Annotated in this window: 14 protein-coding genes; 3 read left to right on the top strand and 11 right to left on the bottom strand. The window is 57.9% G+C overall.

Going from position 1 to position 13671, the window contains the following annotated elements:
- Window positions 1-257: 257 nt before the first annotated feature.
- Both tadA and CA85_RS19110 read right to left on the bottom strand, forming a co-directional pair.
- Window positions 258-701, bottom strand: a complete 444-nt coding sequence (gene tadA / locus CA85_RS19105; protein WP_146393036.1) for a tRNA adenosine(34) deaminase TadA — start codon at window positions 699-701, stop codon at window positions 258-260.
- Between the two features lie 62 nt (window positions 702-763).
- Complete coding sequence (locus CA85_RS19110) at window positions 764-1579, bottom strand: LamG domain-containing protein (RefSeq protein WP_186775057.1); 816 nt, start codon at window positions 1577-1579, stop codon at window positions 764-766.
- A gap of 98 nt (window positions 1580-1677) precedes the next feature.
- Here CA85_RS19110 and CA85_RS19115 point away from each other — a divergent pair, with 98 nt between their 5' ends.
- Window positions 1678-2112: a VanZ family protein gene (locus CA85_RS19115; protein ID WP_146392963.1), complete on the top strand. Its 435-nt coding sequence runs from the start codon at window positions 1678-1680 to the stop codon at window positions 2110-2112.
- 19 nt (window positions 2113-2131) lie between these two features.
- On the opposite strand, the gene CA85_RS19120 is transcribed toward CA85_RS19115, so the two are convergent.
- On the bottom strand, window positions 2132-2605 hold the full coding sequence (locus CA85_RS19120; protein ID WP_146392964.1) for a hypothetical protein: 474 nt from the start codon (window positions 2603-2605) through the stop codon (window positions 2132-2134).
- A gap of 148 nt (window positions 2606-2753) precedes the next feature.
- On the opposite strand from CA85_RS19120, the gene CA85_RS19125 reads away from it, so the two are divergent.
- Together CA85_RS19125 and hisN are read left to right on the top strand one after the other, a co-directional pair.
- On the top strand, window positions 2754-3524 hold the full coding sequence (locus CA85_RS19125; protein WP_146392965.1) for a rhomboid family intramembrane serine protease: 771 nt from the start codon (window positions 2754-2756) through the stop codon (window positions 3522-3524).
- Between the two features lie 39 nt (window positions 3525-3563).
- On the top strand, window positions 3564-4409 hold the full coding sequence (gene hisN, locus CA85_RS19130; protein WP_146392966.1) for a histidinol-phosphatase: 846 nt from the start codon (window positions 3564-3566) through the stop codon (window positions 4407-4409).
- 46 nt (window positions 4410-4455) lie between these two features.
- On the opposite strand, the gene CA85_RS19135 is transcribed toward hisN, so the two are convergent.
- From CA85_RS19135 to CA85_RS19170, 8 genes are all read right to left on the bottom strand, one after another.
- Window positions 4456-5268, bottom strand: coding sequence for a M48 family metallopeptidase (locus CA85_RS19135; RefSeq protein ID WP_146392967.1), 813 nt, complete (start codon window positions 5266-5268; stop codon window positions 4456-4458).
- 51 nt (window positions 5269-5319) lie between these two features.
- Complete coding sequence (locus tag CA85_RS19140; RefSeq protein WP_146392968.1) at window positions 5320-6249, bottom strand: phosphatidylserine decarboxylase; 930 nt, start codon at window positions 6247-6249, stop codon at window positions 5320-5322.
- Window positions 6250-6293: 44 nt separating this feature from the next.
- A complete protein-coding gene (locus CA85_RS19145; protein WP_146392969.1) occupies window positions 6294-7487 on the bottom strand; it encodes a DUF2786 domain-containing protein in 1194 nt (397 codons plus the stop codon).
- Between the two features lie 178 nt (window positions 7488-7665).
- Window positions 7666-8277 (bottom strand): PEP-CTERM sorting domain-containing protein, encoded by a 612-nt coding sequence (locus CA85_RS19150; RefSeq protein WP_186775058.1) that lies wholly within the window; start codon window positions 8275-8277, stop codon window positions 7666-7668.
- A gap of 670 nt (window positions 8278-8947) precedes the next feature.
- Entirely contained in the window at window positions 8948-10405 is a 1458-nt protein-coding gene (locus CA85_RS19155; protein ID WP_246112973.1) for a sulfatase-like hydrolase/transferase, read from the bottom strand.
- Complete coding sequence (locus tag CA85_RS19160) at window positions 10402-11862, bottom strand: sulfatase (RefSeq protein WP_246112974.1); 1461 nt, start codon at window positions 11860-11862, stop codon at window positions 10402-10404. Before CA85_RS19160 ends, CA85_RS19155 begins: the two co-directional genes overlap by 4 nt.
- A 3-nt stretch (window positions 11863-11865) precedes the next feature.
- On the bottom strand, window positions 11866-12060 hold the full coding sequence (locus CA85_RS19165; protein ID WP_146392971.1) for a hypothetical protein: 195 nt from the start codon (window positions 12058-12060) through the stop codon (window positions 11866-11868).
- A 90-nt stretch (window positions 12061-12150) separates the two neighbouring features.
- Complete coding sequence (locus CA85_RS19170) at window positions 12151-13377, bottom strand: DUF1559 domain-containing protein (protein WP_146392972.1); 1227 nt, start codon at window positions 13375-13377, stop codon at window positions 12151-12153.
- Window positions 13378-13671 lie beyond the last annotated feature (294 nt).

Here is a 13671-nt window from a genome sequence, read left to right on the forward strand (position 1 = left end):
CGTCTCATCTCCCGCGTCCGACGTCGTTGCCAAAGAACCAAACGCAAGGCAAAACCAGGAACAATGGAGTTGCTCGCCGACCCAAACCTCCTCGAGTACTGCTTAACTTGATGCCTATGAGGTGGCGATCCGCTGACCTACGACTATTCTCTTCAACGCCTCCGGCGTAGGAAGACTTGCGAGGCTCAACAGTTCGTCGCCTCGTCCACCACAGAATAGGTTTTCGCTAAATTCTCCACTGATTGATCACGCGTTGCTTACTTCTTGCCCAAGGCACGTTTGGCGGCGAAGAATTCAGTGAGCATGCCGCCGCATCGCTCCGCCATCACGCCGGATGTTACCTGGCACTGATGGTTAAGTCTCGCGTCGCTGAGGACTTGGTATAAACTCGTCACCGCACCCGCCTTGGCATCGGTTGCTCCGAAGACCACGCGCGGCACGCGGGCCTGTAGGATCGCGCCAGCACACATCAAGCACGGCTCGAGAGTGACGTAGAGGGTCGATTCCTCGAGCCGCCAATCTTCGATCGCTGCTGCCGCTTGAGTGATCGCAATCATCTCCGCGTGCGCTGTGGGGTCGTGCAAGGATTCCCGCTGATTCGCTGCACCGCCGATCATCCGCCCGCGGCGCACGATGACAGCGCCAACAGGCACTTCATCATCGATCGCTGCAGCCTGGGCAAGTTCAATCGCACGTCCCATCCAATGGGCATCAAAGTCAATCAGGTCCTGGCTATCCAGTGCACCTTCGCTCCCGTTCACAATCACCGTTTCTCCTCCGCATCGGACGTCGGGCCGTCAGTCTCTGGGGCGGGAATTGGGGCGGGGGTGGCAGAATCTTCAGCCGGCTTGGCTGTTGGGCTCGCTGCCTGCTGGGCTGCCGGCCCAATTCGACGCAGACCTATACTCTTGAGCTCGCTGCGGGTGATGTAGTTGGCGATTCCCATCGGCAAACAGGGGTCCATCTCAATTCGAATACTCAATTCGCTCTCGCCCCGGGGGACGAGTGCGTACTCGTCCTCGTCAATCCAACAGCGGACGGCTTCGTCGTCGACGCGGATCCGGATGGTATACCACCGGTTCGTTTCGAATTCTTTGTACTGGGTAGTTTGATTGGTCGACGCGTCATTGCCATCGATGCTGCTGATGCCCACCATACCACCGCCCCAACCGCCGAGCACGAACGAGCAATGCTCTTTGCCGACGGGAAACGTGATGGCTGCGAAGAAGTCGAACCCCTCGATGCGGCGGGCTTGCAGTCGCAGCTCATAGTTCTCCTGAGGAAAGTCACCTGTCCAACGAATGCCCGTCAGAGGATCCCCCGCGAGCATCTCTACCAACTCATCGCCCTTGTCGGTTTTGCTGAAGTGCACCGCCCCTTCACCGCCGAAAACGACTTTCTTCCACGACCCTCGCAGCGGCGTAAAGCTCTGCTTTACCACCGCTTCTGCGGCGTCTTGAACACCGTTTTCAGAGGAACGCAGTCGCCCCTCTTGGCAAACTGCACTCGTCGCAGAGACTGCAAAGATCGCTGCAATCGTCATGGTGGACAGGGCGAAGTGTCGGAGAGATCGTATCACAGTATTTGGCCTGTTCGTGGGAAAGGTTTGATAGCCGTGCGGCAAACGCACGATAGTGACCATCGTGGCGAGTTACATTCTTCAGCAGAGCGTGGTTAATGCAATCGGTTTCAGGAGTTCGGCTGTTTGGTTTCCGACTGGGAATTCTAATCCTGGTGGTTTACTGGTGCGCGATTTTTACCGGCACCCACCTGCCTGTTATTCCCGGCGGAATGCCACGCATCAATGACAAAGTCCTGCATTTTACAGCATTCTTCATTCTCGCCACACTGCTCTGCTACTGCACGACCTCGAAACGAGTCTGGCCGCGGGTGGGATGGATCATCGCGACGTGCCTCATCTACGGCGTGGTCGACGAATTAACGCAGGCACTCGTGCGCGGTCGCACCCCCGATGTGAAGGATTTTTTCGCTGACGCGTTGGGCACCTTAGCCGCCGTCAGTCTGTATTTTGGGATCCGCGCCGTTTGGAGAAGTTGGCGGCGAGCCACTCGCCGCCGCCGGGCGACCGCTCCGAATCGATCGCTGTCATAACGCCGGCTGCAGCTAGACACTATGTTGTCAGCTTCGCCCGGGATCGTCCCGCCCGGGCCGCGGCGGCGTGGTAGGCGGTCGCGTCGGGGACATCGCTGAGTGCCTCCAGCCTCGCCAGGGCTGGGTCCGCAGCAGCGGCGGCGGTGCCAATCCGCCCGATCATCGTAGCGGTCCAGTACAGCTGGTCGGCCAGCAGCGGCGCATCCGCACCTTGCGTCCCGGCGGCTTGGCGAGCGAGTAAGTCGCTGAGCAGCTCGTTCAGGGACTTGGTTTCATCCGCCGTGGGCTGTACTGCGGACTCGAGCGACTCGCTTGTCCACAGACGGACTTCCGAATCGTCGTGGTCGAGAAGTTCAAGGCACCGCCGAGTGATTCCCGATACGCTGTCCTCGGTCGCGAGTTCTTGTAGCGCAGCGGACAGATCTGCCGCTTGATGGACAGGGTCCAAGCGGTTTGCCCAATCTTCAGCGGGCGATGGAGTTGGATTTGGCATGGGAGGGGGAAGGTCCGTGCGAGTTCGATGTGAGGGGAATCGTTTCAGACAGGCTGAGTCGTTAGATTATGCCAATTCAACGCTGTGTTGGAGTAGTGGATATGTCCACATGCAGCGGCAAAAGTTCTACTTAAGTCGACGACTAAATATGATCCCGCTTCGCGATGATATCCCCAGCCGTACGATCCCGTGGGTCAATTACGTCGTCATCGCCCTCTGCGCACTCGCCTTCCTGGCCCAAGAGACCTCCCATGACGAGAGCGAGGGGATCGTTGCCAAGTTCGCGATGATTCCCATGCGGTTGAGCGATCCCGACGCGGTCCCCGTGATTGAGCAGGAGCGGGCGGTGCAAACTCCCCGGGGGATCGAGGTGGTCCACGTTCAGCAGGAAATTGGCCCCTCCCCGATTCCACCTTGGATGACACTGATTACCTGCATGTTTTTACATGGTGGCTGGATGCATTTCCTGGGCAATATGTGGTTCCTCTATATCTTTGGCGATAACGTCGAAGATCGTTTTGGGCACCTCGGCTTTGCGGGACTGTATTTGGGCACGGGGATACTCGCCGGGCTATCGCATTATTTTACCGATCCGCACAGTCCGATTCCGACGCTTGGGGCCAGCGGCGCGATCGCGGGTGTGATGGGCGCCTACGCGGTGTTGTATCCGCACGCCCGCGTCTTGACGCTATTGCCGCTGATCGTGATCTTTACGACGATCGTGGTACCGGCTCCCATTTTCCTAGGCATCTGGTTCGTGATCCAGCTCTACAGCGGTGTCGGTTCACTCGTTGGCGAACCTATCGCGGGGGTTGCGTGGTGGGCTCATGCAGGCGGCTTCGCCGCGGGCATGATTGCCGCCTTCGCCGTCCGGCGTTTTCCGGTAGGTCCCCCACCCGTTAGCCAACGACGGTTTTGATACCGACGCGGCCCCTATTTTTCCTTTGCGAGGTTCTCCATGCTATCTCACGAAAAACTTCTCGCCGATTGGCAGTCCCATCACGAGCAGCGACTTTCAACCCTGATCGAGGTCGGCCTGGCGGCAGGCAACCACACGCTCAAACACTTCCGGGATCGCTCACTCTCGGTCGACCGCAAGGGAGACGATTCACCGGTCACGATCGCTGATCGCGAGGCCGAGACACTCACGCGTGAATTGCTCGAGAAAAGATTCCCCGATGACACCATCGCGGGTGAAGAGTTTGCTGAACGCACGGGCAGCAGCGATTATCGCTGGACCGTCGATCCCATCGACGGCACCAAATCCTTCATCTGTGGAGTCCCCCTGTATTCGACGCTCTTAGCGCTCGAGCATGCGGGCGAACCGCTCGCTGGGATGATCCTCATTCCAGCCCTCGGCCAGGCCGCCGTGGCTGCCATCGGTCACGGTTGTTACTACTCCGACGACCTATCGGGAGCCGATCTTTGCCAACCCAGTCACGCCCAATGGTCAGGGGCGAAGGTTTCCGACTGCGACCAACTCGCCGATGCGGTCTTTGTCACCAGCGAAGTGGGATCGTTTGCCCAACGCAACAGTCCCGACGCCTACAAACGGCTCGAAGATGCTTGTTTTCTCAGCCGCACCTGGGGCGATGGCTACGGCTATCTGATGGTGGCAACCGGCCGCGCCGACCTGATGGTCGACCCGATCTGCAACGCCTGGGACGTCGCCGCGATCCTGCCCATCTTGATCGAGTCCGGTGGGCGATTCTCCGATTGGAAAGGCACGGAGTCGGTGCGCGGTGGTGATGGCGTGGGGAGCAACGGCAAACTGCACGATCAAGTCCTGACACTGCTGAGATAGGTTTTCAACGTCCGTCACGGTGCCGGAATCGTCCGCCAACCAGCAATCAAACCTTCATCGGAATCCCCATCACCCGCGCGAATCGACGCAGCAGCAAGGGGTGCGTGAGGGCGCCCTCGGACTTCTTGGATAGCTTGTTGCTGGCAACCTGCTGGGCCTGCTCGAAGAGGGCATCGACATTCACCTTGGGCAGCAATTGCGGGCCCACCGAGAGCAGAGCAAGTGCTTTGCCACACGCCTTTTGGTCGTTGACGATCGCTGCGGCCACCCCGTCACAGGTGAATTCGTTGAGTCGCGACAGCGGTTTGTAAGCCATTGCGATATGGCTGCGGATCAGTCCGCTGTGTCCGAGATAATGATGGGCGAGTTCGTGTGCGATCACGAACTGCAGCACCTTGGCACTCTTGGTGGTCAGTGCACCGTAAACCATGTCATCGGTTAGCAAGACGATGCGTTTGCCTTTGATCTTGGCCGCCGCGGCGTTCTGCGTATTGTCTTCGTAAATATACGCCTCGGGAACATCAGCCATGCCCATTTGGGCCGCCGCGTGGCAGAGAATATTGTAGACATCAGGGAATTGCTCCGGGCCGACCTTGATCGCGCTGCCGTGCAGTTTAGCCAGATGTTTCTTCTGATTGAGAAAGAATAAGAGGAGTCCGATCAGCGCCACCACAAGCCCGATACCAAAGGTTGCTCCAATCAAGAAGAGCATCGTCAGGAAAAAGCCGAGTGCGGCCAGGATGCCGCCGACGGCCTGGTGGAATCCAGTTCCTGGGGCGATGTAATCCCGCGGGTCGATGGTGGGACGCACATTGGCAGTCTGGGATGGAGGCGGGGAGGTTGGTGCGACGCTTGACATGGTGGTTTCCGGTAAAAAAGGAGTGCAGAATGAATCCGCAAAATACCAGAATCACGCCTCCCGGTGGGGGGAACCCCATCTACTCGCTGCGGCCGCTCCGCCCAGGCGGTCACCCACCCGGGCATATAGTTCACGATTCTGCTGTGAATTCTCGATGAGATCCGCGTCGAACTCGATCGCCCCCGGAGGAAAGATGACGATCGTCGAGGACCCGCCGAAACGGAAGTAGCCTTTCTCATCACCTTTGTCGATCGCCACGCCTTCCGGATAGGTCTGACAGATGCCGCCAACGCACGTCGCACCAATCTCCATCACCAATACCTTTCCAAACATCGACGTCTGCAATTCAGTGACACACCGCTTGTTCGTTGCCAAGATCTCGATGTTCTGACGCAGCGCGATTGGGTTGACCGAGTACAGCGGCCCGTTGATCAACCGGGTCGGCCCGGGAACGCCCGCAACGGGAAAGTGAAATCGGTGGTAGTCGACCGGACATAATCGTGACAACAGGAGACTGCCGGTCGCATACTGCTCGGTGAGCGCGTCGTCGTCGATCAGTGTCGCCAAATCGAACATCTCGCCCTTGATGAACAAACCTTCGCAGTCCGAGAGGTCTGGCACGCACAGATGACGGCCGTCGGCAGGAAAGACAACGGACGCGGGGTCGAGATCAATCGGCCGCGCCTCGGGCCGCAGTTGGCGATAGAAGAACTCGTTGAAGTTCGCGAATTCATCCACGTCGCGGACGAACTCGGACGCATCGAGCTCGTATTCTTGGATGAACGGAGCAATCTTCGATCGCGTGCTCGGTTGATCCATACGCCATCCATACCAATGCGAAAACAGGGCTCGCTTGACGACTGTGTTCAGCGAGATGCGGCCGGGTAGCGTACCGTAGGTCCACCGCAGCGCCTTGTCACCGTACACCTTTTCAACGCATGTTTCCTGCAGGTATCGGTCGTAGTAAACGATTTCATCCACGTGGTATTCTCTCGGAGTAGGAGGGCAATGCTGGCGTCACCGGTCTAGCGGCGGACGCCCGAAGAGTGTCCGATCCGCTTGCGACCGCTCGCTCCTCGCAGGTCATGCTTGGAACCATGTGTCTTGCCTCGGCTGGCGGCATCGGGGTCATGCTGGCTGCGCCCGCTACTGCCTTTGAGGACGATCGAGATATCACACTCGAGCTTCAGCCACTCGCGACTGGCCTGTTTGACCGCCAGGGTGCGGGCATGAATCAATGCGGACTCGTTGGCTTGTTGATCGCCCGGCCCCGAAGTGTGGTAGCGAGGCAACCCGTTGACGTACCCCTCCGCGTAGGACGCACCACTGCCGCGAGCGTACCCGCCGTATTGCAATTGCGCCGACGCCGCAATCGTTAGCAAGAGTTCCCGGAACAGGGCGATGCAGTTGTCGACATCATCCTTGGGCCCGTAGAACCAGAACAAGGTACGTGCCCCGCGGGTACCGAAATACCAACTCGTCAAGGGAAATATCTCGTTGACAACATAGGCCGCTAAACCTTTTTCCCAGCCACAGGCGCGGCGACCATTGACCGGACACGCCATGTTCGTGAATCGCATATTGTCGACGTTGTCTTGCTCAACAATATCGTCTCGCGAGAGATTATGCCGTAGCAGCAAGTTCTGCATCATCCGCAAGGCGTTGCGTTTCTCACCTTCGGTGCTGGCCGAGTTGCTCGCGGTGCTGTCGAGTGAACGCAAGCGATGCAGAACCTTGTTAAACTCCTTCTGCGTCAGCGACTCTTCCGCATTCCGGTGGGCGAGCCGCGAGGCGACCGGCAGTGTGGACTCACCCGTAATCTCCGGCCGCGTCCAATAAGCCGAGACCACAAAGTTATCATCGTCGCTGGGGTTCCACGTGTCATAGATGACGTGATCGATCACGCTGCAGAAATGTCCCGAGCGACGATGCTTGGGCGCGTTCAGCTGCACGATCACTGGCCCTTTGGGCAGCCGATCGGGGGCCAGTGCCGTTTCACAGCCTGGAGACTCGACCCAGCCCAGTGTCTCCAGGTATTCACCTGCGACACTGGTGAGAACACCGTTTCGCGGTGTCATCTCGGAAATCTCACCCAGGGCTCGGTAGACGTCGCGATAACTCGTTCCCGTCGCAATCGCGATCGCGCGGGTGACGCAGTCGCCAGCCAATCCGACGTAACCACTCGCAGAACGGCCGCCGTCATCCCAAATCAATTCCATCGGTTCGCATCTCGTCCTGCGTTCAAAAACGCGTGCCGATCATATCCACACGCCCACGGCAAGGTTGTCGCCTGCGGCCGAACCGATGTCAATCAGCCGAATGCTCTCCAATTCGAACGGAATTTGGGCCCATCGCCGGCCATCAGCGGACGCCCGGCGATAAAAAGTTGTTCCGATGTCAGTCCTGGATTGATTTCGCACGGCGGCGACGCAGGCCAACACCCGCCACCGCGAGCCCAAAACAAGCGATCAGGAATGAACTCGGTTCAGGAACCGTACTGCTAACGAGGGCGTTTGCAACGACATAACCCTCGCTGGATCCGGAAAGATAATTGGCAAGGGAGTCGCCAAATACCCAGTTCACTCCGAACGATTCGTTAGCTGATCGTCCCGAGAGCACGATCGGTGCCCCCGATCCCAGGCCAGTCCACTCTGGCACACCATTGGGCGGCGCGATGGTGTAGTCTGCGAAGTCGGCAAATGTATAGCTCGAGCCAGTCATTGTTGGTAACGCAAATCCATTGGGCGCTTCAAATACCTTGGCTGTCTGGTTGGCGAGGTCCGCGAAGGTCAAGTCGTATCCATCGCTATACAGTGGTTGAAATGCCCCGTTGGATGGCTCATTCGCCAAGACGGCATATTTACCCGCCCCATCGGTAATCCAGAAGTTCAAGTAGGGCGCAACTGCTGGGCCACTCCCAGCCGTAAATCGGCTTATATCATCGTGCCGATCGATAGAGAGGCGATTCAGTTCGCCCAGTTTGGTGCCATCGATATCCGATGAGCCCAACGCAGCTTTCTGCCCAGCTTGGGAAATTGTAAATTCCGTCTGCCCACCAGTAGTCAATATCGTTGGAGAACCTCCTCCGTCTTCTCGGATCACGAAAGATACAAATCCGGCTTCTGAGTTGGTGGCAGTGCCTATCAGCACTGCTGTGGTGAGGACACCGAGGCAAATAGTCGTCGTCAATCTCATGAAATTTCCCTTCTCGAGATAGGATCGAAGTCACTGTCTAGCCAGATCGTCTGGCCAAATCAGAACCTACCTGCCCGGGGGGGCAACTTCAACCCTTCGGTCATCAGGCTCGAACGGAAGCCGCGCCCTATGGCGGCCGTCGGCAAGAAATCGACTTCGATGCCCGCCCCCCACACGAAGCGTTTCGCATTAAAATATTTCGCCGCAGATCTCACGGATCGACACGCATGAAGATCTGGATTTCATTCGTATCGATGCGAGCGGTTTGTTGGGTCCAACCGCGTGGCAAATCTCCGCACGCGGGGCGCAATGGAATGCCTGTCAGGCCAATCCTACTCTTTGCTCACGTGTGCCAGCGTCGGCTACGTTGACAGAGTGCATCGCCCCCATACTGCTCACCATCCACGACAACACCTATCGCGTCTGCGTTGCGAATCGGCACGGCTAATTTCGCTACGCCCGATCCAATCTCGCTGGCAGCGTCTCAATAGCGGTAGTCTGCGCCGTCTCGGCTGCGTTGGCAACTCGCTTCGATCTCGGCGAGCTTCCGGCTCAGCGTCGAGGCTCGCTCGGGAAACTCGTCGGTGAGGTCGTGTTCCTCGTAAGGATCTTTGCTTAGATCGAACAGGTATCGCCTGCCGCTTTTCTTGGCCTCCTGCAGCAGCTTCCAGTCGCCTGAGATAATCGCCTTGCCATCGGTTCCCTGATAGAGCCGGCGGTATCCGAAGAACAGGTCGCGATCCGGATCCGGATCCGCACCGGTCAGCACGGGCATCAAGTCGATTCCGTCGATCGGCAGCGAACTCTTAATCGCGGACTCAACGCCGCAGGCCTGGGCGATCGTCGGCAAGAAATCGACGGTCGAGCAGCGTACATCGCTGGTGGTTCCCGCCGGGATCACACCTGGCCATTCCACACAGGCTGGCACCAAGACGCCACCCTCGTACATCGTGTGTTTGTGACCACGAAACGGGCCCGCTGAAGCGACGCCTTTTTTCGCTAAACCATCCGACGGGCCGTTGTCGCTGCAGAACAACACGAGCGTGTTCTTCTCGAGATTCAGTTCACGCAGCTTCGCTCGCAGGCGACCAATCTGTTCGTCCATCGCCGTGATACAGCCATAGTAGTTTTGACGCAGCCGACCAAACTTGGAATAACGCTTTTTGTATTCCTCTCCAGCGACCACGGGTTCGTGCGGCGCGTGGAACCACACCGTGGCCAGAAACGGTTGGTCCGCGTTGGATTCGATAAACGGGATGACTCGATCCATGATGATCCGGCTATCATCCCCAGCGAGGTTCTCGGTCGCCTCCTCACCGTCCTGGACATAGGGGAAACCACCTTTCCATGGTTCGCCAGCCTCATTGCCCCATTTGCTCCACCCCTCGGGCGTGACGGTTGGGTCCCAGGTGGGCACAGCACTCGTGGTTGCAAAGTACTGGTCGAACCCATGATGCGATGGCGGCGAATAGAAACCTCGCGAACTGACAACATCCGGTTTGACCCAGCCGATGTGCCACTTCCCAAAGAAGCCGGTTCGATAGTCCTTCTTTTTCAGCAATTCCGGAATCGTCGTCTCGCCCACTCGCATGGCACCAGTGTGAGCAGCCAGAATCCCGAACCGGAACGGATAGCGTCCCGTTAAGCAACTGCCTCTCGTTGGTGAACAGAGCGGAGCGGCGGCGTAAAACCGGTCTAGGCGAGCACCGCCAGCGGCCATCGCGTCCAAGTTCGGTGTGTGGATATCGTCATTGCCGTTGAAACCAACATCCCCCCACCCTTGATCATCACTCATCAGCATGATCACGTTCGGAGGCGCGGACTCACGTTCAGGTTGCTCGGCGGCCTTGAGCGCAGATTGGCTCAGCCCGATCAAGCAGAAAACCCCGACACTCAGTCGAGCACCGAAACCCGATCGCTCGTTCATTCTCGATTTCATCATTTGATTTTTTCCCCTTCGGTCAGCGTGTCGATCCACTGCGCATGTTGATTCTTGATTTCGCGATATTCCGGTTGATCGGCCAGGTTGGTCCATTCGTTGGGATCTTCGGAATGATCGTACAGTTCTTCGGAGCCGTCTCGATAACGAATGTATCGCCACCGCTCGGACCGCACCGTGTGGTTGCCTGCTTTCGTTGATGTCAGGGCTGGCCGCGTCCATGTGGCCTGGGGGTTGGTCAACAGGTCGCGGAAACTTTCGCCCTCCAGCTGGTCGGGAGCTTCGATCTCACAAAGTTCGGTGAGCGTTGGAAAGATGTCAATCAATCCGACCGTCCGATCGCAGACCTCGCCTTCGGCAGAGAGTCCCGGGACGCGAACGGCTAGAAAGCTTCGCGTGGATTCTTCCCAGGGCATCCATTTCCGCCAGTGACGTTTTTCACCCAGATGCCAGCCATGGTCGGACCACAAGACCACGATGGTGTCATTGGCGTAGGAGCTGTTCTTTAAGTGCGAGAGCACCTGGCCGATGCAGTCGTCGGTCAACGCCACACAGGCGTGGTAGGCATGCACCAGCTCGCGACGGTAGGTGGGGCTGAACTGGTCCACGGCATCGTCAGCGATCAATTCTTGGCGATCCAGAACCCAACGGCGCCCGATCTCCGGCACGTCGTCTAAGTCATTTTTGCGTACCTCAGGCATCGTCAGCTTGTCTCGCTCAAACTGGTCAAAGTACCGCTTCGGAGCAGTCATCGGCGTGTGTGGCTTGTAGAAACCCAGGGCCAGGAAGAACGGTTTCTGGTGATCCTTGTTCAACTGTTGCTTCGCCCAGGCTGCGATTTGCTCATCGGGCATCTCACCACGCTCGATATCCAGCGCCGCCCAAGCGAGCGAGTCTTTTGCCCGACCGCCGAACTTGTTGGCAAACTGCCGCCCATCGGGTGGTTCAGGTCCCCAGCGCAGAGTCTTCGGTCCGACTTCATCCCAGTAAGCTTTTTTGCCGTGATCATTGTGGTAGATCTTACCCATGCACATCGTGCGGTAACCGTGTTCACGAAACCACAACGGCATCTGCTCAGCCGACCGGTAGGCCGGGCGAGCCTGTTTCGAGCTGTTTCCGTAGACCCCTGTCGTTGACGCATACATGCCGGTCATGACCGAGGTCCGCGACGCATTGCAGAGCGCGACCTGGCAATGGGCGTTGCGAAACAGCGTACTCTGCTTCGCAAATTCGTCCATGTTCGGAGTCTGTGCGTCCGGGTTGCCGCCGAGGCAGCCCACCCAGTCGTTGAGGTCGTCGACAGCGATGAATAAAACGTTGGGCCGCTCACCAGTTGGATCTGATGCCGACACGGAATCCGAATCGGCAGCGAGACATTCACCGTGCCAGGCGATCGCCAGCAACAGCAGGGCTATCGTTCGGCAGGCCCGAAAACACTGAGAGAAAACCGCTATCATCATCGATCAACCTTCTTCTGCGTTGGCTTTTGCTTGAGACGCTTCTAGCTGCTGTTGATAGGAATCGATGTCACTTTGGGAGACGTCCTGCGACAGCGAGTTGTCTGAGTTACCGCACCCAGTCTGGATGCAGAGGGCGACACTGAGGCTGAGCAGAGCAAGCGCCCCAACGTATGGGCGAGAGGAGATCTGACGTTTCATGGGTAGAAGGATCCGGAGAGAAAGAGTCGTAATGAAAATGGATGGAACCTGAGCGAGCATCGGTTGGACGTACGTGTGAGACTTCCTGTGCTAGAAATCTTCGATTAATTCACGGGCGGCCCGAGTTCCCAGGCCTCCCCACAATCCGTAGGGGCTCGCTGCACCTGGATTGTTGCCCGACCAGATCATTGGGGCCCGAGAATTCCCGGCGTCAATGGACTCGGTAACAAATTTCACAGCACCGTCGCCCATCAACACGTGAACGCCGCCTTGATGCCGGCTCGAGGTCGACCCCAGCGTACTGGAGGTCAAACTGATCCCGCAGGTTTCCGAATTCGGCGGTCGCACTGTGTAAAATCCGCAAAAGTTAGGAAGATAGTCCGCCCAGCGAAAACCGCGACCGGCAATCGCATCATACAGGTTGGAACTTGGATTCCAAAACTGAGGGCGTTCAGGATTTATCAACGGGGTGGTGTCGTCGCTGCAAAAAGCAGGGTTCTGAAGAATACTGCTTTGATCGGAGCTCCCTCCGATGTCGTAACCAATCGTTCGAGCATCGTTGTCTCCGAGGTCGGTTGCGATCTCTCCGGCGCAGATCGTATTGGACAGACCATCAAGGATATCGCGGAAACGACTGCTTTGATGGATTTTGAAAAAGCCGCGGTTCTTCGCAAGAGCTGCCTGTGCGAAAGCGGAGTCGGCCTGATAGGGAACCGGTTCGTTATTGCGAACCTTCAACGCTCCGTCGCGGCCATCGAGAAAGCAGTCGCCCAGGTTGGCAGCGTAATTAGTACGTCCCAGTGCGGGCAATCCGACACCTGGGTCACTTGGGCATCGCAGGGCAGGGATATTGGTGAACCAGGGGATGTAATTGATCTCTTCCGGGGTTGGCCCCATCGCAGGCCACGGGTTTCCCACCACCCCGCGGACCGCCGATGCGTTCCCATCGGTGCGAACGGTGCTGGGGTTGGAGATCTGGCTCCACAGGGCCTGCTGCTCCATGAACGGAAGGATCCCCACGAGAAAGCTGAGACGCCGATTCGAGGCGTCATTGCGGTCTAGCCAAATATTTCTCCCAGAGGTCGGGTGAGTCCCCGCCCCGTGAATGGGCAGTTGTTGGTAGGCGGAGTGGTAGTTGTGAACGGCCAGACCGATTTGCTTGAAATTATTGCTGCAGCTCATCCGGCGAGCGGCTTCGCGAGCCGCCTGCACGGCGGGCAATAGCAAACCAACCAGCACGCCGATGATGGCGATCACAACCAACAATTCTACCAGGGTGAAACCTGCCGGCCCGCGATGACGGAGTCGAGAACGCATAAGGGTGTTCCTTCGGGAAAAGATTATTAAAAAAAGAGGATAAAATGTGATCCGACGCGTTCGTCGGGGAACGTCAAGGTGCATAGGGAGCCAGCACCCTCTTCGAAAACGCCGTACACCGGGGCGCAAGGGGAAAGGGCAGACCACTATCCCGTTTGGACAAGAAAAAGTGAATTCCGCCAGGAAAAGTCTGCAGGTCGCTTCATTTCTTGGGCAGACCGGGATTTCTGTCCATTTCCGGGACTGAAATGCCCTTGTACGATGGGCGGTGTTCCATTCGCGCAACCCTTCACT

The organism is Allorhodopirellula solitaria, assembly GCF_007859855.1.
Classification (GTDB): domain Bacteria; phylum Planctomycetota; class Planctomycetia; order Pirellulales; family Pirellulaceae; genus Rhodopirellula; species Rhodopirellula solitaria.

Bases quoted from the DNA above. Each gene is read 5' to 3' on its own strand.
- CA85_RS19145 (WP_146392969.1), bottom strand. From the start codon at position 7,487: ATGGAATTGATTTGGGATGACGGCGGCCGTTCTGCGAGTGGTTACGTC.
- CA85_RS19170 (WP_146392972.1), bottom strand. From the start codon at position 13,377: ATGCGTTCTCGACTCCGTCATCGCGGGCCGGCAGGTTTCACCCTGGTA.
- CA85_RS19135 (WP_146392967.1), bottom strand. From the start codon at position 5,268: ATGTCAAGCGTCGCACCAACCTCCCCGCCTCCATCCCAGACTGCCAAT.
- CA85_RS19115 (WP_146392963.1), top strand. From the start codon at position 1,678: ATGCAATCGGTTTCAGGAGTTCGGCTGTTTGGTTTCCGACTGGGAATT.
- CA85_RS19155 (WP_246112973.1), bottom strand. From the start codon at position 10,405: ATGATGAAATCGAGAATGAACGAGCGATCGGGTTTCGGTGCTCGACTG.
- CA85_RS19165 (WP_146392971.1), bottom strand. From the start codon at position 12,060: ATGAAACGTCAGATCTCCTCTCGCCCATACGTTGGGGCGCTTGCTCTG.
- CA85_RS19160 (WP_246112974.1), bottom strand. From the start codon at position 11,862: ATGATGATAGCGGTTTTCTCTCAGTGTTTTCGGGCCTGCCGAACGATA.
- hisN (WP_146392966.1), top strand. From the start codon at position 3,564: ATGCTATCTCACGAAAAACTTCTCGCCGATTGGCAGTCCCATCACGAG.
- CA85_RS19120 (WP_146392964.1), bottom strand. From the start codon at position 2,605: ATGCCAAATCCAACTCCATCGCCCGCTGAAGATTGGGCAAACCGCTTG.
- CA85_RS19125 (WP_146392965.1), top strand. From the start codon at position 2,754: ATGATCCCGCTTCGCGATGATATCCCCAGCCGTACGATCCCGTGGGTC.
- tadA (WP_146393036.1), bottom strand. From the start codon at position 701: ATGGGACGTGCGATTGAACTTGCCCAGGCTGCAGCGATCGATGATGAA.